Here is a 24,657-nt window from a genome sequence, read left to right on the forward strand (position 1 = left end):
GCCGCCGGGCAAAGTTTTATATATGGAGGTTTAGCTCAGCTGGGAGAGCATCTGCCTTACAAGCAGAGGGTCAGCGGTTCGATCCCGTTAACCTCCACCATTTTTTTGCCGGCTTAGCTCAGTTGGTAGAGCAACTGATTTGTAATCAGTAGGTCGCGAGTTCGACTCTTGCAGCCGGCACCATTCTTGTTTATGATGTATAAACATAGAATGAGCCGTTAGCTCAGTTGGTAGAGCATCTGACTTTTAATCAGAGGGTCGCAGGTTCGAACCCTGCACGGCTCACTTTTGCGGGTGTGGCGGAATTGGCAGACGCACCAGATTTAGGATCTGGCGCCGCAAGGCGTGGGGGTTCAAGTCCCTTCACCCGCACTTTATTATAAAAATATGCGGAAGTAGTTCAGTGGTAGAACATCACCTTGCCAAGGTGGGGGTCGCGGGTTCGAACCCCGTCTTCCGCTTAGATTTTTTTGCTTAATTACGCCGGGGTGGCGGAACTGGCAGACGCACAGGACTTAAAATCCTGCGGATAGTGATATCCGTACCGGTTCGATTCCGGTCCTCGGCACTTTAATAAAATTATGCGCCCGTAGCTCAACTGGATAGAGTACTTGACTACGAATCAAGCGGTTAGAGGTTCGAATCCTCTCGGGCGCGCTTTTACGGGAAGTAGCTCAGCTTGGTAGAGCACTTGGTTTGGGACCAAGGGGTCGCAGGTTCGAATCCTGTCTTCCCGACCATTTCTTAACTTTTTGGGGCCTTAGCTCAGCTGGGAGAGCGCCTGCTTTGCACGCAGGAGGTCAGCGGTTCGATCCCGCTAGGCTCCACTGTCTTTCACAATTGCATTTGATGTTTTTGATAGTTTATTATCATGGCGGCGTAGCTCAGCTGGCTAGAGCGTTCGGTTCATACCCGAGAGGTCGTGGGTTCGATTCCCTCCGCCGCTATCATTAACTTGGACCTTTAGCTCAGTTGGTTAGAGCAGACGGCTCATAACCGTCCGGTCGCAGGTTCGAGTCCTGCAAGGTCCACTTATCACATTTTTATTATCGTGGAGGAATACCCAAGTCTGGCTGAAGGGATCGGTCTTGAAAACCGACAGGCGGGTAATACCGCGCGGGGGTTCGAATCCCTCTTCCTCCGTTTTCGTGATTGGTGGACTTCAAGACTCGTAAATATTATTGTCGCGGGGTGGAGCAGTCTGGTAGCTCGTCGGGCTCATAACCCGAAGGTCGCAGGTTCAAATCCTGTCCCCGCAATTTTAAAGAAGGTTCCGTGGTGTAGGGGTTAACATGCCTGCCTGTCACGCAGGAGATCGCGGGTTCAAATCCCGTCGGAACCGCCATATGGCTTGGTAGCTCAGTTGGTAGAGCACTTGATTGAAGCTCAAGGTGTCGGCAGTTCGATTCTGTCCCAAGCCACTCTTTGTTATCATGGCGGGTGTGGCGAAGTGGTTAACGCATCGGATTGTGGTTCCGACACGCGTGGGTTCGATTCCCATCATCCGCCCTTGTAAAATTTAATATTTGTATTATGATGCGGGTGTAGTTTAGTGGTAAAACCACAGCCTTCCAAGCTGTTGTCGAGGGTTCGATTCCCTTCACCCGCTTTTGTTGAAAATGGGCCTATAGCTCAGCTGGTTAGAGCGCACGCCTGATAAGCGTGAGGTCGATGGTTCGAGTCCATTTAGGCCCACTTGATTCCACAGTAGCTCAGTTGGTAGAGCAATCGGCTGTTAACCGATCGGTCGCAGGTTCGAGTCCTGCCTGTGGAGTTTCTATTTTCAATATAATTTGTAAGGCATGGAGAAGTACTCAAGTGGCTGAAGAGGCGCCCCTGCTAAGGGTGTAGGTCGTTAACGCGGCGCGAGGGTTCAAATCCCTCCTTCTCCGCCAGAGGCCCGTTGGTCAAGCGGTTAAGACACCGCCCTTTCACGGCGGTAACACGGGTTCGAATCCCGTACGGGTCATTTTAAAAAGAACAATATCCATTTGGATATTGTTCTTTTTCTATAAATAGAAATAGGCATGGGGAAAGGAATGACAGGATGCGGGCAAAAGGGAAGTTTTGGATTTTGACCATTGTTGTGGCGATATCGGGTCTATCACAGGGGCTGTTGTTGCCGCTGATTGCGATTATTTTTGAGGAGCAGGGGATTGGTGCTGGACTGAATGGGGTGCATGCGACGGGGATCTATATTGGCGTTCTGTTGGTGTCGCCATTTATTGAGGCGCCGCTGCATCGATTTGGCTACAAGCCGATTATTTTAGTCGGCGGTTTTCTTGTGGCGCTCGCCTTGTTGCTATTTCCGATATGGTTTAATCTGGTCTTCTGGTTTGCTTTACGGCTGGTGATTGGAGTGGGGGATCATATGCTGCACTTTTCTTCGCAGACTTGGATTGGGGCAATGACTAGTCCGGCGAAACGTGGTCGGAATATGGCGATCTATGGGCTGTTTTTTTCGTTAGGGTTTGCGATTGGGCCGCAGCTGGTCAACTTGACGGCTATTAGTCCTGATTTTCCGTTCTACTTTTCGGGGGTCTTGGTGCTGCTGGCGTGGAGTTTGGTTTGGCTTCTCAGGAATGAATTTATTGCGGAAGGGCAGACGGTTCGGAAAATGTCTTTTGGAAGCAGTATGAAGCGCTTTTCGGAAGTGGGGAGGCTCGCTTGGGTGGCTATGATACCACCGTTTTTGTATGGAGTTTTGGAGACGGCGCTTAATGCGACTTTTCCGATTGTCGGGCTGCGGAGTGGGCTGTCGACGTATATGATTACCATGATTATTTCTTCTTTTTCGGTGGGGACGATTCTTTTTCAAGTGCCGATTGGAATTTTAAGTGATCGGTTGGGGAGAGGAAAAGTATTGCCAATTTTGACCGGTCTTGGTGGGCTGGTATTCTTGATGGCGACTTTTGCAAATCAGTTTTTCTTTTTTGTGCTGATTTTCTTTATGTTGGGAATATTGGTTGGGTCGCTCTATTCGCTGGGGCTCTCATACATGACGGATTTGACGCCAGTGGAGCTTTTGCCGGCTGGAAATATTTTGGTGGGCATGTGCTTTAGTGTGGGCAGCATTTTGGGCCCGACGATAACGGGTACCTTGATTGGCTGGCTTGGCGGTCAAGCGTTTTATCTGGCTGTAGCGGTTCTTTTGATGCTGGGCAGTCTACTCCTTTTCAAACAAAAGAAAAAAGTTTTCTAAAAATAATGATTGACAAGTTTTAGTGAGAAGTGATATGATGACTTCAATACTTTTTGTTAACAATTTTATAAAAACTCTTATAACGAGTGGTAGAGGGACTGGCCCGATGAAACCCAGCAACCTTTCAATTTTTTGAAAAAGGTGCTAAATCCTGCAAAGCGTCATGCTTTGAGAGATAAGAGAGCGATAGATTCTTTGTGTATCTTGCCAAAGACGTGGACCTCTCTTTTCTTAAAGGGAGGTTTTTTCGTGCCTGAACCAGGAAAGGAATGGTGTAAAATGGCAAATGTGTTGAGTTCAAATTTAGGGTATCCGCGGCTTGGGGAAAAACGGGAATGGAAAAAAGCATTGGAGCGTTATTGGAGTGGGCAAAGTTCGGCTGATGAGCTGCTGGCTGAGACGAAGCAAGTTCGGCTGCATAATTTGCGTAAACAGCAAAAGGCGGGGATTGATTTGATTCCGGTCAATGATTTTAGTTTGTATGATCACGTGCTGGATACGAGTGTTAGCTTTGGCATTGTGCCCAAACGCTTTTCAAATGAGAATTCGCTGGATACATATTTTGCGATTGCTCGGGGAACGAAGGAGCAGGTGGCATCTGAAATGACTAAGTGGTATAACACGAATTATCACTATATTGTACCGGAATTAGAGGGTGCGTCACCAAAGTTAGTTGACAATCGGGCGCTTCGGTATTACTTAGAGGCAAAAGAAGAGCTTGGGATTGAAGGGAAGCCGGTGATTTTGGGGCCGATCAGCTATTTGAAGCTCGGGAAAGGTTATCAGGATTTTGAAGGATTATTGGACCGCTTTTTACCGGTATATGAAGAGTTGATTGAGGAACTGGACGAAGCGGGTGTTCAGTGGCTGCAGATTGATGAGCCGTACCTATCGACAACTTTTCCAAAAGAGGAATTGGTTTTATTTGAAAAAGTTTATCAACGGTTGCGGGAGAAGGCGCCGCATACGAAATTCCTGTTGCAAACATATTTTGAAAGTTTGGATTATTATGACGAAATTGTGGAGCTACCAGTCGATGGGGTTGGGATTGATTTTGTCCATGATTTTGGGGAGTCGCTGGAGAAGATCAAGCAGAGCGGTTTTCCGGTAAATAAATATTTAGCGGCTGGGATCATTGATGGTCGGAATGTCTGGCGGGCGGATCTGGCTGAACGGCTGGCATTTGTTGAGGGGCTAACGGAGCTGGTTTCAGCGGATCGCTTAATTTTACAGCCGTCTTCGTCTTTACTCCATGTGCCGATCACGAAGCAAAGTGAAACCAATCTTTCGGAGTTGCTGTTAAACGGGTTGAGTTTTGCGGATGAAAAGCTGACGGAAATTCATCTTTTGACAGAGGCGCTGAACGGTCGGAAAAATCAAGAGGCGTTTGAGGAGGCTAAAGTGGGAAGGGAGGCGCTCCAACATTCTCCAGAACGAAATATTGCTTCTGTTGAGGCGGCGATTAAGGCGCTTCCTGAATTGGTCAATGAGCGAAATCAACCATTTGATGAGCGGATTAAGTTGCAACACGCGTGGCTGAAACTGCCGCTGCTTCCGACAACGACGATTGGGAGCTTTCCTCAATCCAGCGAGGTTCGGCAAAAGCGTTCGGCCTGGTTGAAAAAAGAGTTGTCTGATGAGGCATACGGGGCATATATCGAGCAGGAAATTGCGCGTTGGATCAAGATTCAGGAAGAGCTCGGCTTAGATGTTCTGGTGCACGGTGAATTTGAACGGACGGACATGGTGGAATATTTTGGTCAAAAATTGGCTGGTTTTGAAGCGACGAAATTCGGCTGGGTGCAGTCTTATGGTTCGAGAGCGGTTCGTCCGCCACTTGTATATGGCGATGTGGCATTTGTCGAACCGATTACAGTGAAAGAAAGTGTCTATGCGCAGTCGCTAACGGAAAAACCGGTGAAAGGGATGCTGACGGCACCGATTACCATTATCAATTGGAGCTTTGTTCGAGATGACATTCCGAAAAATCAAGTGGCGAATCAAATCGGACTGGCTTTGCGGCAGGAAGTAGAGGAATTGGAGCGTAACGGAATTCGGATTATTCAGGTCGATGAGCCGGCGCTTCGGGAAGGATTGCCGCTTAAAAAGAAACGTTGGGAAAAGTACTTGGCGGATGCGGTGTATAGTTTCAAACTAACGACCACTTCGGTTCAAGATGATACGCAGATTCATACGCATATGTGTTATTCGGAATTTGACGATATTATTGCAACCATCAGTGCGCTTGATGCAGATGTTATCTCGATCGAAACTTCCAGAAGTCATGGGGAGATTGTTTCAACCTTTGAGGAAATCACGTATGACAAAGAAATTGGCTTGGGTGTATATGATATTCATAGCCCACGTGTACCAACGATCGAGGAGATTAAAGGAAATATTGAACGGGCACTTCGAGTTATCCCGATTGAACAGTTTTGGATCAATCCGGATTGCGGGCTGAAAACGCGGAAAGAGCCTGAAACGATTGCGGCCTTGAAGGATATGGTCGAGGCGACGATTCAGATTAGAAATGCGTATCAGGTGACGACCAAATAGAAAAGAAGGAGGAATTCGACATGGTGAAGCTGGAAAAAGAGACGATTGTCGCGCAAATCGGCAATAAAAAATGTGAAAAGACGGGTGCTGTCAATATGCCGATTTATCTTTCGACAGCTTACCGCCATGAGGATCTTGGTCGCTCGACGGGATTTGATTATACGCGAACGGGCAATCCAACACGCGATGCTTTGCAGGAGGCGCTGGCTGTTTTGGAGGGCGGTTATCAGGCTTTTGCTACAAGTTCAGGTATGAGTGCCATTCAACTGGTTTTTGAAAAATTTCAGACGGGGGATCATATCATTAGTATTCAAGATGTGTATGGTGGTTCCTTTCGCTTTTTTCGGCAAATTGAAGCCAAGTATCAAATTTCATTCAGTTATTGGGACGGTCGTGCGCTGAGCGATTTAGCTTTGCTTGTGCGGCCGGAATCAAAAGCCATCTTTATCGAGACGCCTTCCAATCCGCTGATGCGAGAACTTGATCTGGCGGAGCTGGCGCGGTTTGCCAAACAACATCACTTACTTTTGATTGTGGATAATACGTTCTACACGCCAGTCTTCCAGCAGCCGCTTGCTCTCGGGGCGGATATTGTGCTTCACAGCGCGACGAAATATCTGGGTGGACATAATGATGTTCTGGCAGGGGCAGTTATTGTCAAAGATCCTACGCTGGCTGCTTTTTATGAAGAGACATTGAATGCGATCGGCTGTGTGCTGGCGCCATTTGATTGTTGGCTACTTATTCGTGGGCTTAAAACGCTGTACTTGCGGATGAAACAGCATCAGGAAAATGCGCGGGCAGTGGCGGCGTTCTTAGCGGAACATCCACTTGTTCAGCAGGTGCTCTATCCGGGCAAGGGCGGGATGATCAGTTTTTATATTCAGGATGAAAAATTAGTTTCGCCGCTGCTTCGGGCGTTGGAGTTGTTTACTTTTGCGGAAAGCTTGGGCGGTGTGGAGAGTCTGATTACGTATCCGGCCACGCAGACGCATGCGGATATTCCAAAAGATGTGCGCGATGCTTATGGACTTACGAATCAGCTGGTTCGGCTTTCTGTGGGGATTGAAGCCAAGCAGGACTTGATTGCGGATCTTTCGCAGGGGCTTGCCAAAGTGGAAGCGGAGGTGGGAGCTCGATGAATCTGAGAAAAGATTTAAGTGAGAAGATCTTGCTGGCGGACGGAGCGATGGGGACGCTGCTCTATTCTTACGGGGTGGACCGGTCGTTTGATGAGCTTAATCTGACACATCCGGAAGAAATTAAGGCGATTCATCAGGCCTATATTGGGGCTGGCTGTGATGTTATTCAAACCAATACATACGGGGCGAATTATTTGAAGCTGGCACGGTATGGTCTTCAGGATGAAGTGAAGCGGATCAACCAGGCGGCGATCAAAATTGCCAAGGAGGCGGCGCGCGGAACGGGCACTTATATTTTTGGTACGATCGGCGGGATTGGTGGCGCGACGGATTCGCTTTCGGAGGCTTCACCGCTGGAGGAGATCAAACGCAGCTTTCGAGAGCAGCTCTACTGTTTTTTGCTGGAAGGGGTCGATGCGCTTTTACTTGAGACCTACTATGACTTCCATGAATTGAAGACGGTACTGAAAATTGTGCGTGAAACGACGGATCTGCCGGTGGTGGCCAATGTTTCGATGCATGAGGCCGGAATTCTCCAATCTGGCGAGCGGCTTTCGGATGCACTGGATGAGCTTTTGGCACTAGGGGCAGATGTCGTGGGTGTCAACTGTCGGCTGGGTCCGTATCACATGGCGAAAGCGCTCGAAACGGTGCCTATTCCGGAGAAGGGCTATTTGGCGGCTTATCCTAACGCCAGCTTGCCAGAGGTGCAGGACGGCAAAGTGGTGTATCAGGCGGAAGAAGATTATTTTGAACGCTATGCGGAGGTTTTTCGGCAGCAGGGAGTGAGGTTGCTTGGCGGATGCTGCGGGACAACGCCGGATCATATTCGGGCTTTCCGGAAGGGGCTAGAGTCGCTTGAGCCGGTGACAGAGAAGGAGGTTCGCGTATTGCCAGAAGCCGTTTCTCTGGAAAGTCAAACGGAAGATCGGGAACGACTGCTCGACAAGGTGAAAACAAGGCCGACTATCCTCGTCGAGCTGGACCCGCCACGGACCTTTGATACGGATAAATTTTTCCAAGGGGCAAAAGCTTTGCAAGAGGCCGGTGTGGATGCGCTGACGCTGTCGGATAATTCACTTGCGACGCCGCGGATCAGTAATATGGCGATTGCTGCTATTTTGAAATATCAATATGACATTGAGCCGCTTGTTCATTTGACGACGCGGGATCATAATTTGGTGGGGCTTCATTCGCATATTATGGGGTTTCACAAACTGGGGCTGCACGATATTTTGGCGATTACGGGGGATCCAACAAAAGTGGGGGATTTTCCGGGGGCTACGTCGGTTTTTGATGTCCGTTCAGTCGAGCTGCTTCAACTGATCAAAAAATTCAATCAAGGTCTTTCTTATACTGGTGCTTCGCTCAAGGAAAAGGCACAGTTCCAGGTGGCGGCGGCTTTCAATCCGAATGTGGCCAATGTCGAGAAAGCGGTTCGTTTGATCAAACGGAAAGTGGACTACGGGGCGGATTATATCATTACACAGCCTATCTATGATCCAGAGAAGGTGCAGATTTTAAAGAAAGCTTTAGAGAAAGAGCAGCTGCAGGATGTCCCCATCTTTATCGGCGTGATGCCGCTTCTTTCAAGTCGCAATGCGGAGTTTCTTCATCATGAGGTACCGGGGATTCGGCTGACGGAAGAGGTGCGGGAACGGATGCGGATTGCAGAGGCAGAGGGACGTGCGGCAGAGGAAGGCTTGCAGATTGCTCGAGAGATGATTGATGCCATTATGGACGATTATCACGGGATTTACCTGATTACGCCATTTCTGCGGTATGATCTTTCGGTAAGCTTGACGGAGTATATTAAGAGTAAAACTACTGTACAGACTCACTCGCAGCAGATCCACGTATAAGAAAAGCGCGCAAAATCTGAAACAAGATTTTGCGCGCTTTTTTTACATAAAGAGACTTTTACTTAGCAAGCTGAGAAGATAGCTGATGGCAAGTGTCAAGCCAAAAAGCATCAGCGCTTTTGAGGTGGAACGCATGGCTGGGATCATCAGGTAAGGCTCCGTTTGTCCGATAAAGCGTCTGACGGAACGAATCGCCGCTGGTAAGCTTAGTAGGATCAAAAGGGTCCAGATGGGTGCATCCAGCCAGAAAATGAGCGAAAGTTCAAAGACATAGCTGAACACATAGGCAAGAATGAAAAGAGCCAGCGCACCTTTTCTGCCAAGCAAAATGGCGAGTGTCAGACGACCGTTCTCTTTATCTGGCACCATGTCACGGATGCTGTTGGCAAGTAGGAGATTGCCGACAAGGACCATGATTGGAATGGAGATATAGACGATATTCGCGCCAATAAATTCAGCCTGAATATAGAAAGAGATAAAGGTGATGACGCCGCCCATAAAGAAGCCGGACATGATTTCACCAAGTGGCGTATAGGCGATCGGATAGGGGCCACCGGTATAAAGGAAGCCGACAAGCATGCAGATGGCGCCAAGAAGTCCAACATACCAGTTGGTTTGCATGGAGAGATAGATGCCGCACAGAATGGCGAGTAAATAAAGCAGGAGTGCAAGAAACATCACGAATCCTGGGCGGATGCCATTGCGCACGATCGCGCCGCCATTACCGACTGTGTGCTCATCATCCTGGCCTCTTTTGTAATCATAGTATTCATTGAAAAGATTGGTGGAAGTCTGGATGAAAAAACAAGCAATCAGCATGACGAGAAAGCGGGTAAAATGAAAATTTGCGTAGCTCATTGCCACAGCCGTTCCTAGAAAAACGGGCATAAAGGAAGCAACCAGCGTATGTGGCCGAAGAAGAACCCACCATTTTTTCAAGCCGGATTGCTTTTTGAGTCTTTGTTTTGAGGCAGCTGCCATAAATTTCTCTCCTTTTATCATGACGTTCATTTTCAATTTTAGGGAATAAATGGCGTTTCGTCAATGAATAAACTGTTAAATAATGCAGGAAACAAGCACCTTATGTGGGATTTTGATATAATGAAAGGTGTGTTAGTTAAAGGAGAGTAGATAAGAATGGGGATTACATTACCCGAAGCCTTATTCGATCAGGCAAAAAGACATGCTTCTAAAGATCAGCCGGCGCTTCTCAGTTTTGTGACGACCTTATCTCGGGATGTGTCACCAAAGGAATTGTTTCAAAAAGCGAAGACACATTTTGCTGGTGAGCGTTTTTACTGGCAGAATCCGGATAAAACTTTAAAAATGGCGGGCCTCGGTGTCACCAAGCAATTTCTTGCTGATCAAACAAAAGATGCCTATCTGGAACTTGCGGAACGAGTCAAACTGTTAAAACGTGACACAGTGACCAATGCGACAGTGAAAGAGACTGGTCCGCTCTATTTTGGCGGCTTTTCTTTTGATCCTGAGCGAGAGACGGATAAGGAATGGCAAAGTTTTAAAGATGGTCTGTTTTATCTGCCGCTTTTTATGCTGACAGAGCGACAAGATGCCCAATATTTAACCGTCAACTTTCCCGTATATATAGATGATGAGTATTCAAAATGCGAAGCGGTCTGCAATCAGTGGGAAAAAATTATTCATAGTCCGCTGCCTAAGCTTGAAATCCATTCGCTGGCGGCTGTTCGGGAGCTTGAGCCGGAACACTTTTTGGATTCTGCGCGTGAAGTGATCGACCTGATTCAGGAATCGGAAGAGCTTCATAAGGTTGTTTTGGCTCGGCGAATGGGGATGCGCTTTACCTCACAGGTGGACAGCGGGGCGATTTTAGAACAGATGCTTGCTACACAGGAAAATAGCTACTTCTTTGTGCTGGAAAATGGTTCGGCCGTATTCTTTGGTGCGACGCCTGAACGCTTGGTTTCCCTGGCAGACGGCGAGTTGCATTCTTCTTGTGTAGCGGGTTCTGCGCCGCGGGGAACGACGGAAGCTGAGGATGAACAGCTTGGTCAGGCCCTTTTGAAGGATGGCAAAAACTTGCGAGAGCATCATTTTGTGGTGGAAATGATTGAAGCGACATTTAAACAATTTGCAAGTGAGTTATCGCTTTCGAGTGAGCCGGTACTTTTGAAAAATCGTGATATTCAGCATTTATATATGAATGTTCATGCGAAAATTAAGCCGGATACCAATTTGCTGGCGGTTGTTGAGGCGCTTCATCCAACGCCTGCACTTGGCGGACTTCCGCAAAAATTAGCGCTTGCTGTCATTCGGATGAAAGAAAAGAATGATCGCGGTTTTTACGGGGCGCCAATCGGCTTTATTGACCCCGATTTTGAAGGGGAGTTTGCGGTGGCGATTCGTTCAGGGCTGATTATTGATGCGATGGGCGTATTATTTGCAGGCTGTGGGATTGTGGCGGATTCAGTACCGGAAGATGAATTAAAAGAAACAAAAATGAAATTTCAACCAATGCTACGCGTACTAGGAGGAATGGAACATGAGTAACCATGCGCAAATTATGACAGATTATCTGAGTGCTTTCACGGAAGAGCTGGTACAGGCTGGCGTAAAAGAAGCCATCATCAGTCCGGGATCGCGTTCGACACCACTTGCGCTACTTTTTGCCGAACACCCAACTTTAAAAGTATATGTGGATGTGGATGAGCGTTCGGCGGGCTTTTTTGCACTCGGGATTGCGAAAAGTTCAAAACGTCCAGTCGTTTTGCTATGTACAAGCGGGACGGCTGCTGCCAATTATTTTCCAGCTGTGGCGGAGGCCAACTTGTCACAAGTGCCGCTTATCGTGCTGACAGCTGATCGGCCGCATGAACTGCGCGGCGTTGGGGCACCTCAGGCGATGGACCAGATTCATTTGTTTGGTTCCCATGTAAAAGATTTTACCGATATGGCGATCCCGGAAAACCAGCCGGAACTCTTGCAGTATGCAAAATGGCATGGCAGCCGGGCAGTCGATTTGGCTATGAAAACGCCGCGCGGACCGGTTCATCTGAATTTCCCATTGCGTGAGCCGCTGTTGCCTGTGCTTGACCCATCGCCGTTTGCTGCAACGGATAAGAAACGGCATCATGTGCATATTTATTACACGCATGAGGTGCTTGAAACGCATGCAATCGAGCGGATGGTCAAAGATTGTGCAGGGAAAAAAGGGCTGCTAATCGTGGGGCCTATCAATAAGAAGGAATTGGATGAACCGTTTGTACAGTTGGCACGCAAATTAGGCTGGCCGATTCTGGCGGATCCACTTTCGGGGCTCAGGTCATATGGGACGCTGGATGAACTCGTCATCGACCAGTATGATGCGTTGATGAAAAATCCGGCTCATTTGGCTGAGATGCAGCCGGAGATCGTGATTCGTTTTGGTGCGATGCCGGTCTCGAAGCCGCTTAAAATTTGGCTGGAAAGTCTGACCGACACTCGCTTCTTCGTGGTGGATCCTGGTGCTGCATGGCGCGATCCGATTAAAGCGGTGACAGACATGATCCACTGTGACGAGCGCTTTCTGATTGAAGAGTTGCTGAACAAATGGCCGGAAGAAAAACCGGTCGACTGGTTGTACAAATGGCAGGGACTGAACCGGATCAGTCGAGCGGTCTTGCAGGAAAGAATGACGACGGGCAATTTGGAAGAAGGGGCAGTTGTACAGGCAATCCGGGAGGCGATTCCAGATCAGTCGGGCTTTTTTATCGGCAACAGTATGTCAATTCGTGATGTGGATACCTATTTTCCGCAAACGAAGAAGAAGATTCGTATGTTGGCCAACCGCGGGGCAAATGGGATTGATGGTGTTGTTTCAGCAGCACTTGGCGCAAGTACCGTGCTGCAGCCGCTCTATCTTCTTTTAGGCGATTTGTCCTTCTATCATGATCTAAATGGTCTTTTAATGGCGAAAAAATATCGGCTCAATGTAACGATCATTGTAGTCAATAATAATGGTGGCGGTATTTTTTCTTTCTTGCCGCAGCAAAAGGAAGCCAAGTATTTTGAAACTTTATTTGGCACAGCCACCGATTTAGATTTTCGCTATGCGGCCGCTCTTTATGAGGGCGATTACCATGAAGTGAAAAACTATGAACAGCTGGAAGATGCGCTGGATCAGGCGAATTATCACAAAGGGCTGGATATTATCGAAGTGAAAACGAATCGACATGGGAATACGGCGGACCACCAGGCGTTATGGCAGCAAATTGACGAAGCGATTCGGATGGCGTCGGAATGAGTCGTTTAGCCATCCAAGCGTGCGGTCTGAAAAGCGCGGAACCGGTCGTTTTGATGCTGCATGGCTTTACGGGGACCCATCAGACCTTTCGTGCTCTTTTCCCCGCATTTAAAAAGATGCGTCTTTTGCTACCGGATTTGCCGGGGCATGGACAAACGGGGATTGGTTCACCGGAAGACTACCCAGTCGAAGCGATTTGTCATCAGCTGGTAGCTTTTTTAGATGAGCAGGAGATTCAAAAAGTCGTTGTGCTCGGCTATTCGATGGGTGGCAGGATTGGGACAGCCTTTGCGGCGACTTATCCCGATCGTGTGGCTGGGCTGGTTCTTTTGGGTAGCTCACCAGGACTAAAAACGGCTGCGGAACGTGAGGCGCGTAGGAAAAGTGATGCGGCGCTTGCGGATACGATTCGACAAGATGGGATCCGTGCGTTTACCGATCGATGGGAAAATTTGTCCCTATTCGCTTCGCAAAAACAGCTGCCCAATGAACAGCAGCTCTGCATTCGACAAGAACGTTTGGCGCAGCAGCCGGAAGGATTGGCAAGAAGTCTTGAATACACGGGCACTGGTGCACAAACATCTTATTGGGAACGGCTTGCAGATTTTCATTTTCCAGTGCTTCTGATTACCGGAGAGCTGGATGACAAGTTTACGCAGATCAGTCGGGAAATGCTGACGCTGCTTTCTAATGGGCGGCATGTTCTCATTCCGAATGCCGGACATGCCGTTCATTTGGAACAATCGGAGAAAACCGCAGAAATAATCAATCAATGGTTGAAAAACCTTAAATAAAGGAGAAATGAACATGAGTTTTGCATGGAAAATGGAAAAAGAGTATCAGGAAATCAAATATGAAACATTTGAAGGGATCGCAAAAGTAACCATCAATCGTCCGCATGTACATAATGCTTTTACGCCAAAAACAGTGATGGAAATGATCGATGCGTTCAATCGGGCACGCGATGATGAAAAAGTGGGCGTCATTATTTTGACAGGGGAAGGCGAAAAGGCATTCTGTTCGGGTGGTGACCAAAAAGTCCGCGGTCATGGCGGCTATGTGGGAGAAGATCAAATCCCGCGTCTGAACGTCCTAGATTTGCAGCGGCTGATTCGCGTTATTCCAAAACCGGTGATTGCCATGGTTGCTGGCTGGTCGATCGGTGGCGGCAATGTTTTGCAGCTCGTTTGTGACATCACGATTGCGGCGGACAATGCCAAATTCGGTCAAACGGGCCCTAATGTCGGCAGCTTTGATGCAGGCTATGGTTCTGGTTATTTGGCACGTGTGATCGGGCACAAGAAAGCGAAAGAAGTGTGGTTCATGTGCCGTCAGTACACAGCAGAAGAAGCGCTCGACATGGGGTGGATCAATACGGTCGTGCCGCTAGCTGAACTGGAAAATGAAACGGTTGCCTGGGCGAAAGAGATGTTGAAGAAGAGTCCAACAGCCCTACGCTTCATCAAGGCGGCATTTAATGCGGATACAGATGGTCTGGCAGGTATCCAACAGCTTGCCGGTGACGCGACGCTGCTTTACTACACAACGGACGAAGCTAAAGAAGGTCGCGATGCTTTTAAAGAAAAACGGGATCCTGACTTTGATCAGTTTCCGAAATTCCCTTGATTTTGGGGTGTAAAAATAGATGAATCATGTGAATTGGCTAGAAAAACGAGCGCGGCTTTCCGGAGAGAAAACGGCGCTCGTTTTCAAAGAAGAAACAATCAGTTTTACAGCGCTCTATCAGGCGGCTGATCGGGCGGCCCGTGAGTTGAATAAACTGGGCGTCGGCGCGCATACCCGTGTGGCACTGCTTGGGAAAAATACACCTGAGATGGTCATCGTGATCCATGCCTTGCAGTTGCTGGGGGCGGTGGCGGTTTTTCTCAATCCTCGACTAAGCCGGGAAGAAATGGCCTATCAAGTGGGGCAAAGCAAAGCCGCTTGCCTTCTTTATGACGAGACGTTTGCGGTTTTGAGGGAAGGTCAGGACATTTCCTGCTATTCATTTGCCGAACTGGCGGCGATCGAGCCTATTTCTGAACGGCCGGTTCCAACGCTTCTTGAAACGGATGTCTGTTCGGTGATGTATACATCTGGCACGACCGGTCGACCGAAGGGGGTCATGCAGACGTACCGGAATCATTTTTTCAGCAGTGTAGGTTCGATGCTCAATCTTGGCTTGGAGCCGGAACAGGATGCCTGGCTGTGCGTGGTGCCGATTTTCCATATCAGCGGCTTGTCGATTTTAATGCGCAGTGTGATTTACGGGATTCCGGTCTATCTGGAGGAAAAATTTGATCCGGAAAGGGTGGCGGTGCTCCTTAAAAGTGGCCGAATCACCCACATTTCTGTTGTGATGGCAATGGTCAAGCGGTTGCTGGATATTTCAGAAGGCGGCTTTCATGATCGCTTGAAAATCATGCTTCTTGGCGGAAGTGCGGCACCGAAAGAGCTTGTCAGAAGGTGTTTAGAGCGAAATATCCCGCTTGTGCAGTCGTTTGGCATGACGGAAACGGCTTCGCAGGTTGTAACGCTACAAAAAGAAAAAGCGATGCAAAAGATTGGTTCCTCTGGTCAGGCGCTTTTTCCGGTTGAGATTCGCATTCAAAAAGACGGGAGATCTGCGGCACCATTTGTCCTTGGTGAGATCGAGCTTACCGGGCCGAATATCACGCCGGGTTACTTGGACGATCCGGCGGCAACCCGCGCGGCAATGGATGGCGACTGGTTTAAAACGGGCGATATTGGTTATTTGGACGATGAGGGGTATTTGTATGTATCCGATCGGCGGAAGGATTTGATTATTTCCGGTGGGGAGAATATTTATCCAACCGAGATTGAGCATCTACTGCTTGACCTTGATGGGATAAATGAGGTCGCTGTTGTCGGGAAGAAGGATCCTGAATGGGGAGAAGTGCCGATTGCTTTTTATACGGGGGAGACGCTGAATGAGGCGGAGCTGACGGCTTATTTACGGGAGCGACTGGCTCATTTTAAAGTGCCTAAAGCTTTTTATCATCGGGAAAGTTTACCGAAAACGGCTTCTGGGAAAATCCAGCGGCATCTTTTGAAAGAATAACTGACAAGAGGAGTGGGAACACTATGGACAACTTAGTGACAAAAGAATGGGGCGAATTCAAGCTGGATGAAGAAGCACGGGTGAATTTTTTTCAGTATGTCAAATGGGGTGAGGGCGAGATTTCGCTGGATATTTTTGAAGATGTTTTCGAGCACCTTTCCACTCCGGAAATCAGTGCGCTGCTTGACCGGCTTTCTTGGTTTCAAAATGAGGCGCAGCTTGTTATCAAGCAAGCATGGGTAAATGAGGATGCAGACTTGCTCTTTTATTTGGAATGTGAGCAGGAGTTGCTGGAAGAGGTTGAGCCTGAAGTAATTTGGAGTCAGGAAGCTGTTTTAGATAAAATGGCGCTCTCAGGTGCATTTTTGGCGGTTGATCAACATGAGCAGGTTGTGATTACCTTGGATTTTTCGATTGGCAATGAAATTTCCGATCAAATACTGGCTGTGAAATTCGATGCAGATGGCAAGCAACTGGGGATCGCGCATGAAAGTTAAAATGAAAAACCAGAAATGAAGTCAACCTTTTTGTAAAGGGAGGCGCTCCATTTCTGGCTTTTTTTAATCGTTTAATGCTGTTGTTAGTGCTTGTAAATTATCTTTCATGATTGACATGTAGTCACGATTTTGGTCGATGTCTTTTTGCGTAAGTGTTTCAAGGTTGTGAAGGGTCAACGTTTTTGTGTTGGTTTCTTGCTGAATCACGTCGGCAATTTTAGAATTGGTATTTTGTTCGAGCATGATATACGGAATATTTTTTTCGTTGATGGTGTCGACGATTTGCTGCAGTTTTTTCTGAGAAGGTTCATCGTCTGTTGAGATACCAGCGATCGGGATTTGATTGAGCCCGTATTCCGTTTCCCAGTAACTATAAGCCGCATGGGCCGTCACAAAATCTTTGCGCTTGGCATGTTCCGCCATATCGCGGTAGGAAGCATCGAGTTCTTTTAAATCAGCTTCTACTTTTTGATAATTTTTTTCAAACTCTTCTTTGGCGCTTGGCATTTCTTTTGTGAGCTGATCTTTGACAATCGTGGCCATTTGTTCCATGTAAACGGGATCGAGCCAAACGTGCGGATTGATATCACCATGCTCTTCCTCGTCCGCGTGATCCGAGTCTTCCTCTTCAAAGGCTGCATCGGGATCTTTTGGCAAATCTAGTTTGTCAGCGGTCGCTACAAAACGAACATTTTCATTTTTAAGACTGTCTTTTGCTGAATCTACAAAGCCTTCCATCCCTAACCCGATATAAAAGAACAGGTCACTGTCAGCAATGTTCATCATATCTTTTTGAGTGGGCTCATAACTGTGGGCATCTGAGCCGGGCGGGTAGACACTTTTGACAGAGACTTTATCGCCACCAATTTGTTCGGCTAAATACTGCAGGGGATAAACCGTCGTATAGACATTGATTTTATCTGATTTGTCTTTGCTTGCCGTACCACTATCACTGCTTGAACAGCCACTTAGAAAAAGCGTTGCCACTAGAAACGGAATACTGAAAAGTAGCCATTTTTTTCGCATGTTGTCACTCCTTAAATCGAAACGATTCTGATTCATGAATTAAAAAAAGTAAATCGTAATTGCTACGATTTAATATCCGTTATTGATATTACACGATAACGTTGGAAATTGCAACTATTTTCTAGGAGAAAAAGCAAGGATTGTCATGGGGGATGGTGCGGTGCAGGGACTATAGGTATACAAAAAGAAAAGCCGCTTCAAAAAGGAAACGGCTGGGAAATCGTGCTATGATGAATGAGGATGCGAGTGGTCATGGGAGCATTTTTTTGGTGGAACCAGATCTACGCCGCCTTTATGGAAGGGGTGGCATTTGGAGATGCGAATGATAGCAAGTAGGCTCCCCTTTAGTGCCCCGTGAACGCGAATGGCTTCAATGCCGTATTGTGAGCAGGTCGGATAAAACCGGCAAGATGGCGGCTTTAAGGGTGAAATACATTTTTGATAAAATCGGATAAGTCCGATGAGGATTTTTTTCATTAGGTTGGTCACCTTCTTCAAATTGACTACCATTAGCTTACCATATTTTTGGAAAAAAGAAAGGAGACATGCTTATGTTTCATTATCAAGATCTATCAGGCAATGAGGTGACGATCTACTTTCAAAAGCAGTCAGGGGAGCAGGATGACGTGCTGATTTTGCCGGTATTTGAGGACAGCTGGCTATTTACGAAGCATTCTGTGCGTGGCATTGAATTTCCGGGAGGCAAGGGAGAAAAGGGCGAATCCAATATAGAAACGGCGAAACGGGAACTTTATGAGGAAACGGGCGGCGTTGCAGACGAGTGGACATTTGTAGCGGATTATTGTGTGAAAAGTGCAGGTCGCTCTTTTACAAAACGAGTGTTTAAAACGAACGTATTGCGGATTGACCTGCGGGCGGATTATTTGGAAACAGAGGGGCCGCTCCTCTTTAAAGGAGAGCTACTTTCGGAAATCCAAAAAGAAGCGTTCAGTTTTTTTATGCGGGATGAAGGGATGCAGCAAATTGTACGCGCGGCTTTTTTCATTGATTCCACTAGGCAAAACGGTCGCTAATCTGCTATGATGAAAAAGAGAAATGGAGGGAATAAGGATGGGTATGCCACTTGAATACAACACAATGATTGTCACAAAGAACAATGAAAAACGTCTTCACGACAACTTTTTTGAATTGACCAAACAAGGTTATCGGGTCTATCCGATCGATATCCCTATCGAGGTTCGCACAACCAAAGAAGGCGAGAAAAATGGAACGGCCATTCCTAGGAAATTGATTTGGGAAAACGGCTGTACGATAATCACCTATGAACTAATCGCACTCAATTCCAGTAATTGATAAGTGAGGGAGATAAAGATGGGGTTTAAAGTAGGAATCATCGGCTGCGGTCATGTTGGGGCGGATGTGGCTTTTTCACTTGTCACGCAGTCGATCTGTGATGAGCTCGTTTTAGTGGATGAGCGAGCGGACAAAGCGCAAAGTGAAGTGCTGGAGCTGCAAGATATGCTTTCTTTAACGAATGGAATGACGCGGATTACGGCTGGAGTTTTTGGTGACTTGGCGGACGCGGATGTTGTTGTCACAGCAATCGGGCCGAAAACACTCTTACGTGAAGATCGGATGGAAGAATTGATCGAGACGAGTCAGAGTATCAAACAGATTGTGCCGCAGGTTGTGGCAGCTGGTTTCAAGGGGATCTTTCTTAACATCACCAATCCATGTGATGTGATTACAAGTTTGATTCAGGAGATCAGTGGCTTCCCGGAATCGCGTGTGTTTGGGACGGGGACGCTGCTTGATACAGCACGCATGAAACGTGTCGTTAGTGAGGCATTTGGGGTCTCCAATCGGAGTGTCGAAGGATATGTGATGGGCGAGCACGGGGAATCGCAGTTTGTTGCCTGGTCAACCGTTCGTATCGGTGGCATCCCGCTCTTGGAACTTCCGGAAGCAGCTGGTGTAGATTTGGCGCAGCTTAAGGATCAAGTTCGGGCTGGCGGTTGGAATATCCTACTTGGAAAAGGATGGACAAGCTTTGGCATTGCGACTTGTGCGGCGGCTCTGCTTCTGGCTATTCGGAACGATGCAGCGGCAGTTTTTCCAGTCAGTCATTTTGACGCGGAAGAGGGTTGCTACATTGGTTCTCCGGCAGTAGTTGGCGCAGCCGGCATCAAATGTGACTGGATGCCCGCACTGACAGCGGACGAGCGGAAACTTTACCAGTTGTCAGCCGATGTGATCAAACAGGCACGGTTGACTGTATAATTTTTGGCATCAAAAAAGCCTTCAAAGATCTGTTGAAGTGACGGGATCTTTGAAGGCTTTGTGCTGCTTTAAGAAGCAGTTTTCGCTTTTTTAGGTGTTTTATTTTTACTGCGGCGAACGAAAAAGCTGATCAGGCTGATGAGCAGTGAAAGGATATATTCACCGAGACTTGCTAAAAATACGGCAATGGCGATCTCTGTTTGAGAAAGGCCGGCACCATAAAAACTGATAAAAAAGATGATGCCACTGGCGATAAGCCCCATTGTTGCCAAGAAATATTTAAACCAGCGCCATTTAACAACAAATTCAAATAGTAACATTGCGGCTAAAAAGCCAAGAAATATAATTAATGTGAGTGGAATGAATGCCATCTGATTACTCCTTTGATTCTTTTCTTCTAATTTATTTCTCTATCATACCACAGGTTTTAAATCTTGATAAGAGGAAAGAAGAATGGAGAAGAGGTGATTTGAGATGGTTGATATTGTTTTGTATGACGAAAAGTGTTCATTTTGTCAGCTTTCCAAGTCGATTATGGAAAAGCTGGACTGGCGAAAGAAATTGTTGTTTTTTCCGCTGCAGTCATATAAAGGAACAGCCTTGGAGCCGGAACAATTAAAACTGACGCTGCATGTAGTCCGTTCAAATGGTCGGGTATATCGAGGGTTTTATGCGGTTCGACGAATTTTAACCCGCTTGCCTCTCTTGAAAATTCCGAGTATCCTTTGCTATCTGCCCTTTGTACCACGTCTTGGAGAGGCGGCTTACCGTTTTGTGGCTAGAAGGCGGAATCGCATCATGCGGCTGTTCAAAATGTTTCGATTGTCTAAAAGCGGCTGAATAGGCTATAATGAGACAAATTACTGGGAAGTGTGGCGTGTATGCAAGTTGAATTTAAGTTAGCCTATCAAATTTTGAAAAATATTGACGACAGTATGTCAAACATGAACGAACTAGTGAACGATTATTCGCATAATAAACCAGTCAAGTTAAGCAAATCGGCTTTTCTTTTGACGCTTTATGCACTAGAGGAACATCATTTTATTTTGCGCTATCAACAGGAGGGGCGGGTGCGTTATCAGAAAACGCAAAAGGGAGAAGCTTTTTATCAGACATTTCGACAAATCCCGCAAGAAGAGTGGCCGAATGAGCTGCGATTTTCAGAATGGGAAGACTGACTGTTGCGCGTGGCAAAGGATTATGTTATTCTAGATGAGAAATTAATAAGCTTTTATCCAGAGCGGTAGAGGGACTGGCCCTTTGAAGCCCAGCAACCTACAGAATGACTGTAAGGTGCTAACCTGTTGCAGGAGAAATCCTGAACGATGAGAGCAAAGGTACGTGCATGTAACGCCTTTTCTCTGTGTGTCAAAGAGAAGGCGTTTTTTATTGGCAAAATCTAGTGACTAGATGGGATTTTGTCCATAGGTACGTTCAGCAATCAGCTTGATGCTTTTGGAAGAGGAAAAAAGGAGGAACAAAGAAATGACAGCAAATCGTCATTTATTTACATCAGAATCGGTTTCTGACGGACATCCGGACAAGATTGCCGATCAGATTTCGGATGCTATTTTAGATGCTATCATTGCAAAAGACCCCGATGCCCGGGTCGCCTGTGAAACTACGGTAACGACAGGTCTAGTACTTGTTGCAGGAGAGATTACGACATCGGTTTATGTTGATATTCCGAAAATTGTTCGGGAAACAATCAAGGAAATTGGGTATACGCGTGCCAAATACGGCTTTGATGCGGAAACTTGTGCGGTACTGACGGCGATTGATGAGCAGTCACCGGATATTGCGCAAGGGGTCGATCAGGCGCTTGAGGCTCGCTCAGGCGAAGAACAGGATGCCGCAATCGAAGCGATTGGAGCAGGCGATCAGGGACTTATGTTCGGCTTTGCGACGGATGAAACAGAGGTGTTGATGCCGCTGCCCATCCATTTAGCCCATGCTTTGGCGCGAAAAATTGCCGAATTGCGCAAGAATGAAACAATCGACTATCTGCGTCCCGATGCGAAAACACAAGTAACAGTGGAGTATGATCAGGATGGCCAACCGAAACGTGTTGATACGATCGTGATTTCCACGCAGCATCATCCGGATGTGCCGCAAGAACAGATTGCCAAGGATATGAAGGAACAGGTTATTCAGGCGGTGATTGATGCGGAGCTACTTGATGATGAGACCAAGTACTTTATTAATCCGACTGGTCGTTTTGTAATTGGCGGTCCGCAAGGCGATGCAGGGCTTACTGGCCGGAAGATTATTGTGGATACGTATGGTGGCTATGCTCGTCATGGCGGCGGGGCATTCTCTGGAAAAGATCCGACCAAAGTGGACCGTTCCGGCGCGTATGCAGCACGTTATGTGGCCAAAAATATCGTAGCAGCCGGACTGGCGAAAAAAGCCGAGGTACAGCTTGCTTATGCGATTGGTGTGGCCCATCCGGTTTCGATTTCGATTGAAACTTATGGTACGAGTCCTTATTCGGAGGAAGAATTAACAGCAGCCGTTCGGGCGAATTTTGATCTGCGGCCTGCTGGAATCATCAAAATGCTCGACTTGCGGCGGCCGATTTACCGTCAAACAGCTGCATTTGGGCACTTTGGCCGTGTAGACGTCGACCTGCCATGGGAAAAGACGGACAAGGCGCTTGATCTCAAACAATTTTTAGCTGAATAGCTTTGAGTTTTAGGGCGTTCGCAGTTTGCGGGCGCTCTTTTTCATTCTGACACTGGACGTGGGTTTTATGGCGTTTTAAGAGAACGCTTACGGAAAAAATCATCCGCAAAACAGTGCAAAGAAGTGCGCTTTATGATATGATAAACGTTGTGAAAATCATAAAGAGAAAATTAATTTTTAAAATAGAGGAGACATGTATCGATGTGTGGATTTGTAGGATGCGTACATGATCGCATTGCTGAAATTACAGGCGAAGAAAAAGCAACCTTTAAAGAAATGAATGATATGATCACGCACCGTGGGCCAGATGATGAAGGCTACTTTACCGATGCGCATATTCAATTTGGTTTTAGACGTTTGAGTATTATTGATGTGGAGAATGGTCACCAGCCATTAACGTATGAAAATGAACGCTATTGGATTATTTTTAACGGCGAAATTTATAACTATGTCGAGCTTCGGGAGTCTTTAAAAGAAGAGGGCTTAACTTTTGAAACGGAGAGCGACACGGAAGTCATTATTGCCGCTTATTCCAAATATAAGGAAGAAACAGCCAGCAAACTCCGCGGCATGTTTGGTTTCGTTATTTGGGACAAAAAGGAAGAAGTTGTTTACGGAGCACGTGACCCGTTCGGTATCAAGCCTTTCTTCTATGCAGAAGAGGATGGCAAATTATACATGGGTTCCGAGAAAAAATCGATTCTCCATGCGTTAAAGCAAAAATCACTGGACGAAGTGGCTCTGCAAAATTACATGACTTTCCAATTTGTTCCTGAACCAGATACGCTTACAACGGAAGTAAAACGTTTGCTGCCAGGTCATCACTTTACGAAAAAAATTGGCGGCGAAATGACTATCAGCCAGTACTGGAAAGTCGCTTTCACGCCGGTTCAACAATCAGAAGAAGCGTGGGTCAAAGAGATTCGCGATGTGTTATATGATTCTGTAAAAGTACATATGCGCTCGGATGTGCCCGTGGGTTCATTCCTTTCTGGCGGAATCGACAGTTCGATCATTGCCTCGATTGCCAAAGAATACCACCCGGCCATCAAAACGTTTTCTGTTGGCTTTGAACGCGAAGGCTTTTCCGAAATTGATGTGGCAAAAGAAACAGCGGATAAATTGGGCGTAGAAAATATCAGCTATGTGATTACGCCGCAAGAATATATGGACGAATTGCCAAAAATCGTTTGGCATATGGATGATCCGCTAGCAGATCCGGCGGCGATTCCGCTTTATTTCCTTGCACGTGAGGCGCGCAAACAAGTGACAGTTGCACTTTCCGGCGAAGGGGCAGATGAACTGTTTGGCGGCTATACGATTTATAATGAACCTAATTCACTGGCCATGTTTGGCAAGATGCCAGGTGCGCTTAAGTCGATGCTACGCAGTGTGGCGAATGTGATGCCGGAGGGGATGCGCGGTAAAAGCTTCCTTGAACGCGGGACGACCCCGATGGAAGAGCGCTATATCGGCAATGCCAAAATGTTCGACGAAGCGGATAAACGGATTCTCCTGCCGAATTATCAGGAGGGTCACGCGTATACGCAAATTACCGATCCATTTTATGCAGAGACGAAGCAGTATCATCCGATCGACCGGATGCAATATATTGACATCCATACGTGGCTGCGCGGCGACATCTTGCTTAAAGCAGACCGGATGACAATGGCCAATTCACTTGAGGTGCGGGTGCCGTTCCTTGATAAGGCTGTTTTTGATGTAGCGAAGAATATTCCATCTGATTGGAAAATTTCACATAATACGACGAAATATATCTTGCGTAAAGCGGCAGAATCCTTTGTGCCGGATCATGTGTTAAATCGTCGCAAACTTGGCTTCCCAGTACCGATTCGTCACTGGCTGAAAAATGAGATGAACGAATGGGTCAAAAATATCATTCGCGAATCAGGCACAGATCACCTGATCAACAAACAGTATGTGCTGCAGCTTTTGGAAGATCATTGTGCGGGTAAACATGACTACAGCCGGAAAATCTGGACGGTTGTGACCTTTATGATTTGGTATAGCATTTACGTAGAAGAAAAATATACCTTTGGCAAATAAAAAGACGCTTGCTGCCTGGTGAATTCCGGGCAGCAA

General features: G+C 47.1%; 21 protein-coding genes, 21 tRNA genes and 2 riboswitches. Of the genes, 38 read left to right on the forward strand and 4 right to left on the reverse strand.

What is annotated here, in order from left to right; all coding sequences use genetic code 11:
- Window positions 1-24: 24 nt before the first annotated feature.
- The 25 genes from CS921_RS00005 (at window position 25) to CS921_RS00125 (ending at window position 8,762) form a co-directional block, all read left to right on the forward strand.
- Window positions 25-100 (forward strand) — tRNA-Val (locus tag CS921_RS00005).
- Window positions 101-107: 7 nt separating this feature from the next.
- Window positions 108-183, forward strand: a tRNA-Thr gene (locus tag CS921_RS00010).
- 29 nt (window positions 184-212) lie between these two features.
- Window positions 213-285 (forward strand) — tRNA-Lys (locus CS921_RS00015).
- A 5-nt stretch (window positions 286-290) separates the two neighbouring features.
- Window positions 291-372, forward strand: a tRNA-Leu gene (locus CS921_RS00020).
- A 17-nt stretch (window positions 373-389) separates the two neighbouring features.
- A tRNA-Gly gene (locus tag CS921_RS00025) sits at window positions 390-461 on the forward strand.
- Between the two features lie 21 nt (window positions 462-482).
- Window positions 483-568: transfer RNA gene (locus tag CS921_RS00030), tRNA-Leu, on the forward strand.
- 15 nt (window positions 569-583) lie between these two features.
- Window positions 584-657: transfer RNA gene (locus tag CS921_RS00035), tRNA-Arg, on the forward strand.
- 6 nt (window positions 658-663) lie between these two features.
- Window positions 664-740 (forward strand) — tRNA-Pro (locus tag CS921_RS00040).
- 14 nt (window positions 741-754) lie between these two features.
- Window positions 755-827: transfer RNA gene (locus CS921_RS00045), tRNA-Ala, on the forward strand.
- A gap of 46 nt (window positions 828-873) precedes the next feature.
- Window positions 874-947: transfer RNA gene (locus CS921_RS00050), tRNA-Met, on the forward strand.
- A 10-nt stretch (window positions 948-957) separates the two neighbouring features.
- A tRNA-Ile gene (locus tag CS921_RS00055) sits at window positions 958-1,031 on the forward strand.
- Window positions 1,032-1,053: 22 nt separating this feature from the next.
- A tRNA-Ser gene (locus CS921_RS00060) sits at window positions 1,054-1,143 on the forward strand.
- A gap of 42 nt (window positions 1,144-1,185) precedes the next feature.
- Window positions 1,186-1,259: transfer RNA gene (locus tag CS921_RS00065), tRNA-Met, on the forward strand.
- A 10-nt stretch (window positions 1,260-1,269) separates the two neighbouring features.
- A tRNA-Asp gene (locus CS921_RS00070) sits at window positions 1,270-1,345 on the forward strand.
- A gap of 3 nt (window positions 1,346-1,348) precedes the next feature.
- A tRNA-Phe gene (locus CS921_RS00075) sits at window positions 1,349-1,421 on the forward strand.
- 15 nt (window positions 1,422-1,436) lie between these two features.
- Window positions 1,437-1,509 (forward strand) — tRNA-His (locus CS921_RS00080).
- 29 nt (window positions 1,510-1,538) lie between these two features.
- A tRNA-Gly gene (locus CS921_RS00085) sits at window positions 1,539-1,609 on the forward strand.
- 12 nt (window positions 1,610-1,621) lie between these two features.
- Window positions 1,622-1,695 (forward strand) — tRNA-Ile (locus CS921_RS00090).
- A 6-nt stretch (window positions 1,696-1,701) separates the two neighbouring features.
- Window positions 1,702-1,774, forward strand: a tRNA-Asn gene (locus CS921_RS00095).
- A gap of 30 nt (window positions 1,775-1,804) precedes the next feature.
- A tRNA-Ser gene (locus tag CS921_RS00100) sits at window positions 1,805-1,895 on the forward strand.
- A 2-nt stretch (window positions 1,896-1,897) separates the two neighbouring features.
- Window positions 1,898-1,969, forward strand: a tRNA-Glu gene (locus CS921_RS00105).
- Between the two features lie 78 nt (window positions 1,970-2,047).
- A complete protein-coding gene (locus CS921_RS00110) occupies window positions 2,048-3,202 on the forward strand; it encodes an MFS transporter (RefSeq protein WP_099220894.1) in 1,155 nt (384 codons plus the stop codon).
- Window positions 3,203-3,276: 74 nt separating this feature from the next.
- Window positions 3,277-3,384, forward strand: a riboswitch (SAM riboswitch).
- A gap of 97 nt (window positions 3,385-3,481) precedes the next feature.
- The gene (metE, locus tag CS921_RS00115) at window positions 3,482-5,758 is read left to right on the forward strand and encodes a 5-methyltetrahydropteroyltriglutamate--homocysteine S-methyltransferase (protein WP_099221485.1); all 2,277 of its coding nucleotides are present in this window, start codon (window positions 3,482-3,484) and stop codon (window positions 5,756-5,758) included.
- A gap of 20 nt (window positions 5,759-5,778) precedes the next feature.
- Entirely contained in the window at window positions 5,779-6,900 is a 1,122-nt protein-coding gene (locus CS921_RS00120; protein ID WP_099220896.1) for an aminotransferase class I/II-fold pyridoxal phosphate-dependent enzyme, read from the forward strand.
- On the forward strand, window positions 6,897-8,762 hold the full coding sequence (locus CS921_RS00125) for a bifunctional homocysteine S-methyltransferase/methylenetetrahydrofolate reductase (RefSeq protein WP_099220898.1): 1,866 nt from the start codon (window positions 6,897-6,899) through the stop codon (window positions 8,760-8,762). The genes CS921_RS00120 and CS921_RS00125 overlap by 4 nt, the downstream gene beginning before the upstream one ends.
- A 42-nt stretch (window positions 8,763-8,804) precedes the next feature.
- Here the strand turns inward: CS921_RS00125 and CS921_RS00130 are convergent, their stop codons facing one another.
- Window positions 8,805-9,743: a 1,4-dihydroxy-2-naphthoate polyprenyltransferase gene (locus CS921_RS00130; protein ID WP_099220900.1), complete on the reverse strand. Its 939-nt coding sequence runs from the start codon at window positions 9,741-9,743 to the stop codon at window positions 8,805-8,807.
- Window positions 9,744-9,899: 156 nt separating this feature from the next.
- On the opposite strand from CS921_RS00130, the gene CS921_RS00135 reads away from it, so the two are divergent.
- From CS921_RS00135 to CS921_RS00160, 6 genes are read left to right on the forward strand one after another with little or no spacing between them, the layout of a single operon-like run.
- On the forward strand, window positions 9,900-11,291 hold the full coding sequence (locus CS921_RS00135) for an isochorismate synthase (protein WP_099220902.1): 1,392 nt from the start codon (window positions 9,900-9,902) through the stop codon (window positions 11,289-11,291).
- Entirely contained in the window at window positions 11,284-13,023 is a 1,740-nt protein-coding gene (menD, locus tag CS921_RS00140) for a 2-succinyl-5-enolpyruvyl-6-hydroxy-3-cyclohexene-1-carboxylic-acid synthase (protein WP_099220904.1), read from the forward strand. The genes CS921_RS00135 and menD overlap by 8 nt, the downstream gene beginning before the upstream one ends.
- Window positions 13,020-13,817, forward strand: coding sequence for a 2-succinyl-6-hydroxy-2,4-cyclohexadiene-1-carboxylate synthase (gene menH, locus CS921_RS00145; RefSeq protein ID WP_099220906.1), 798 nt, complete (start codon window positions 13,020-13,022; stop codon window positions 13,815-13,817). The genes menD and menH overlap by 4 nt, the downstream gene beginning before the upstream one ends.
- A 13-nt stretch (window positions 13,818-13,830) precedes the next feature.
- Window positions 13,831-14,649: a 1,4-dihydroxy-2-naphthoyl-CoA synthase gene (gene menB / locus CS921_RS00150; RefSeq protein ID WP_099220908.1), complete on the forward strand. Its 819-nt coding sequence runs from the start codon at window positions 13,831-13,833 to the stop codon at window positions 14,647-14,649.
- A 19-nt stretch (window positions 14,650-14,668) separates the two neighbouring features.
- Window positions 14,669-16,105: an o-succinylbenzoate--CoA ligase gene (locus tag CS921_RS00155; protein WP_099220910.1), complete on the forward strand. Its 1,437-nt coding sequence runs from the start codon at window positions 14,669-14,671 to the stop codon at window positions 16,103-16,105.
- Window positions 16,106-16,128: 23 nt separating this feature from the next.
- Entirely contained in the window at window positions 16,129-16,602 is a 474-nt protein-coding gene (locus tag CS921_RS00160; RefSeq protein WP_099220912.1) for a DUF2004 domain-containing protein, read from the forward strand.
- Window positions 16,603-16,665: 63 nt separating this feature from the next.
- On the opposite strand, the gene CS921_RS00165 is transcribed toward CS921_RS00160, so the two are convergent.
- Entirely contained in the window at window positions 16,666-17,628 is a 963-nt protein-coding gene (locus CS921_RS00165; protein WP_099220914.1) for a metal ABC transporter substrate-binding protein, read from the reverse strand.
- 225 nt (window positions 17,629-17,853) lie between these two features.
- Complete coding sequence (yidD, locus tag CS921_RS00170; RefSeq protein ID WP_205527748.1) at window positions 17,854-18,105, reverse strand: membrane protein insertion efficiency factor YidD; 252 nt, start codon at window positions 18,103-18,105, stop codon at window positions 17,854-17,856.
- Window positions 18,106-18,179: 74 nt separating this feature from the next.
- Between yidD and ytkD the strand changes: the two genes are divergently transcribed.
- The 3 genes from ytkD to CS921_RS00185 are packed head-to-tail and all read left to right on the forward strand — an operon-like array spanning window position 18,180 to window position 19,869.
- A complete protein-coding gene (ytkD, locus tag CS921_RS00175; protein ID WP_099220918.1) occupies window positions 18,180-18,662 on the forward strand; it encodes an RNA deprotection pyrophosphohydrolase in 483 nt (160 codons plus the stop codon).
- 37 nt (window positions 18,663-18,699) lie between these two features.
- Complete coding sequence (locus CS921_RS00180; RefSeq protein WP_099220920.1) at window positions 18,700-18,942, forward strand: DUF2584 domain-containing protein; 243 nt, start codon at window positions 18,700-18,702, stop codon at window positions 18,940-18,942.
- A gap of 18 nt (window positions 18,943-18,960) precedes the next feature.
- Window positions 18,961-19,869, forward strand: a complete 909-nt coding sequence (locus tag CS921_RS00185; RefSeq protein WP_099220922.1) for an L-lactate dehydrogenase — start codon at window positions 18,961-18,963, stop codon at window positions 19,867-19,869.
- Between the two features lie 68 nt (window positions 19,870-19,937).
- Here the strand turns inward: CS921_RS00185 and CS921_RS00190 are convergent, their stop codons facing one another.
- Window positions 19,938-20,240, reverse strand: a complete 303-nt coding sequence (locus CS921_RS00190) for a hypothetical protein (protein ID WP_099220924.1) — start codon at window positions 20,238-20,240, stop codon at window positions 19,938-19,940.
- A gap of 103 nt (window positions 20,241-20,343) precedes the next feature.
- Here CS921_RS00190 and CS921_RS00195 point away from each other — a divergent pair, with 103 nt between their 5' ends.
- The 4 genes from CS921_RS00195 (at window position 20,344) to asnB (ending at window position 24,621) form a co-directional block, all read left to right on the forward strand.
- The gene (locus tag CS921_RS00195; protein WP_099220926.1) at window positions 20,344-20,709 is read left to right on the forward strand and encodes a thiol-disulfide oxidoreductase DCC family protein; all 366 of its coding nucleotides are present in this window, start codon (window positions 20,344-20,346) and stop codon (window positions 20,707-20,709) included.
- Window positions 20,710-20,750: 41 nt separating this feature from the next.
- A complete protein-coding gene (locus CS921_RS00200) occupies window positions 20,751-21,047 on the forward strand; it encodes a DUF3116 family protein (RefSeq protein WP_099220928.1) in 297 nt (98 codons plus the stop codon).
- 50 nt (window positions 21,048-21,097) lie between these two features.
- Window positions 21,098-21,201, forward strand: a riboswitch (SAM riboswitch).
- 153 nt (window positions 21,202-21,354) lie between these two features.
- Window positions 21,355-22,554: a methionine adenosyltransferase gene (metK, locus tag CS921_RS00205; RefSeq protein ID WP_099220930.1), complete on the forward strand. Its 1,200-nt coding sequence runs from the start codon at window positions 21,355-21,357 to the stop codon at window positions 22,552-22,554.
- Between the two features lie 201 nt (window positions 22,555-22,755).
- Window positions 22,756-24,621: an asparagine synthase (glutamine-hydrolyzing) gene (asnB, locus tag CS921_RS00210; protein ID WP_099220931.1), complete on the forward strand. Its 1,866-nt coding sequence runs from the start codon at window positions 22,756-22,758 to the stop codon at window positions 24,619-24,621.
- Window positions 24,622-24,657 lie beyond the last annotated feature (36 nt).

It is taken from the genome of Listeria costaricensis, assembly GCF_900183385.1.
Classification (GTDB): domain Bacteria; phylum Bacillota; class Bacilli; order Lactobacillales; family Listeriaceae; genus Listeria; species Listeria costaricensis.

Excerpts from the sequence above, each read along its gene's own strand:
- CS921_RS00110 (WP_099220894.1), top strand. The coding sequence starts at position 2,048 with ATGCGGGCAAAAGGGAAGTTTTGGATTTTGACCATTGTTGTGGCGATA.
- metE (WP_099221485.1), top strand. The coding sequence starts at position 3,482 with ATGGCAAATGTGTTGAGTTCAAATTTAGGGTATCCGCGGCTTGGGGAA.
- CS921_RS00120 (WP_099220896.1), top strand. The coding sequence starts at position 5,779 with ATGGTGAAGCTGGAAAAAGAGACGATTGTCGCGCAAATCGGCAATAAA.
- CS921_RS00125 (WP_099220898.1), top strand. The coding sequence starts at position 6,897 with ATGAATCTGAGAAAAGATTTAAGTGAGAAGATCTTGCTGGCGGACGGA.
- CS921_RS00130 (WP_099220900.1), bottom strand. The coding sequence starts at position 9,743 with ATGGCAGCTGCCTCAAAACAAAGACTCAAAAAGCAATCCGGCTTGAAA.
- CS921_RS00135 (WP_099220902.1), top strand. The coding sequence starts at position 9,900 with ATGGGGATTACATTACCCGAAGCCTTATTCGATCAGGCAAAAAGACAT.
- menD (WP_099220904.1), top strand. The coding sequence starts at position 11,284 with ATGAGTAACCATGCGCAAATTATGACAGATTATCTGAGTGCTTTCACG.
- menH (WP_099220906.1), top strand. The coding sequence starts at position 13,020 with ATGAGTCGTTTAGCCATCCAAGCGTGCGGTCTGAAAAGCGCGGAACCG.
- menB (WP_099220908.1), top strand. The coding sequence starts at position 13,831 with ATGAGTTTTGCATGGAAAATGGAAAAAGAGTATCAGGAAATCAAATAT.
- CS921_RS00155 (WP_099220910.1), top strand. The coding sequence starts at position 14,669 with ATGAATCATGTGAATTGGCTAGAAAAACGAGCGCGGCTTTCCGGAGAG.
- CS921_RS00160 (WP_099220912.1), top strand. The coding sequence starts at position 16,129 with ATGGACAACTTAGTGACAAAAGAATGGGGCGAATTCAAGCTGGATGAA.
- CS921_RS00165 (WP_099220914.1), bottom strand. The coding sequence starts at position 17,628 with ATGCGAAAAAAATGGCTACTTTTCAGTATTCCGTTTCTAGTGGCAACG.
- yidD (WP_205527748.1), bottom strand. The coding sequence starts at position 18,105 with ATGAAAAAAATCCTCATCGGACTTATCCGATTTTATCAAAAATGTATT.
- ytkD (WP_099220918.1), top strand. The coding sequence starts at position 18,180 with ATGTTTCATTATCAAGATCTATCAGGCAATGAGGTGACGATCTACTTT.
- CS921_RS00180 (WP_099220920.1), top strand. The coding sequence starts at position 18,700 with ATGGGTATGCCACTTGAATACAACACAATGATTGTCACAAAGAACAAT.
- CS921_RS00185 (WP_099220922.1), top strand. The coding sequence starts at position 18,961 with ATGGGGTTTAAAGTAGGAATCATCGGCTGCGGTCATGTTGGGGCGGAT.
- CS921_RS00190 (WP_099220924.1), bottom strand. The coding sequence starts at position 20,240 with ATGGCATTCATTCCACTCACATTAATTATATTTCTTGGCTTTTTAGCC.
- CS921_RS00195 (WP_099220926.1), top strand. The coding sequence starts at position 20,344 with ATGGTTGATATTGTTTTGTATGACGAAAAGTGTTCATTTTGTCAGCTT.
- CS921_RS00200 (WP_099220928.1), top strand. The coding sequence starts at position 20,751 with ATGCAAGTTGAATTTAAGTTAGCCTATCAAATTTTGAAAAATATTGAC.
- metK (WP_099220930.1), top strand. The coding sequence starts at position 21,355 with ATGACAGCAAATCGTCATTTATTTACATCAGAATCGGTTTCTGACGGA.
- asnB (WP_099220931.1), top strand. The coding sequence starts at position 22,756 with ATGTGTGGATTTGTAGGATGCGTACATGATCGCATTGCTGAAATTACA.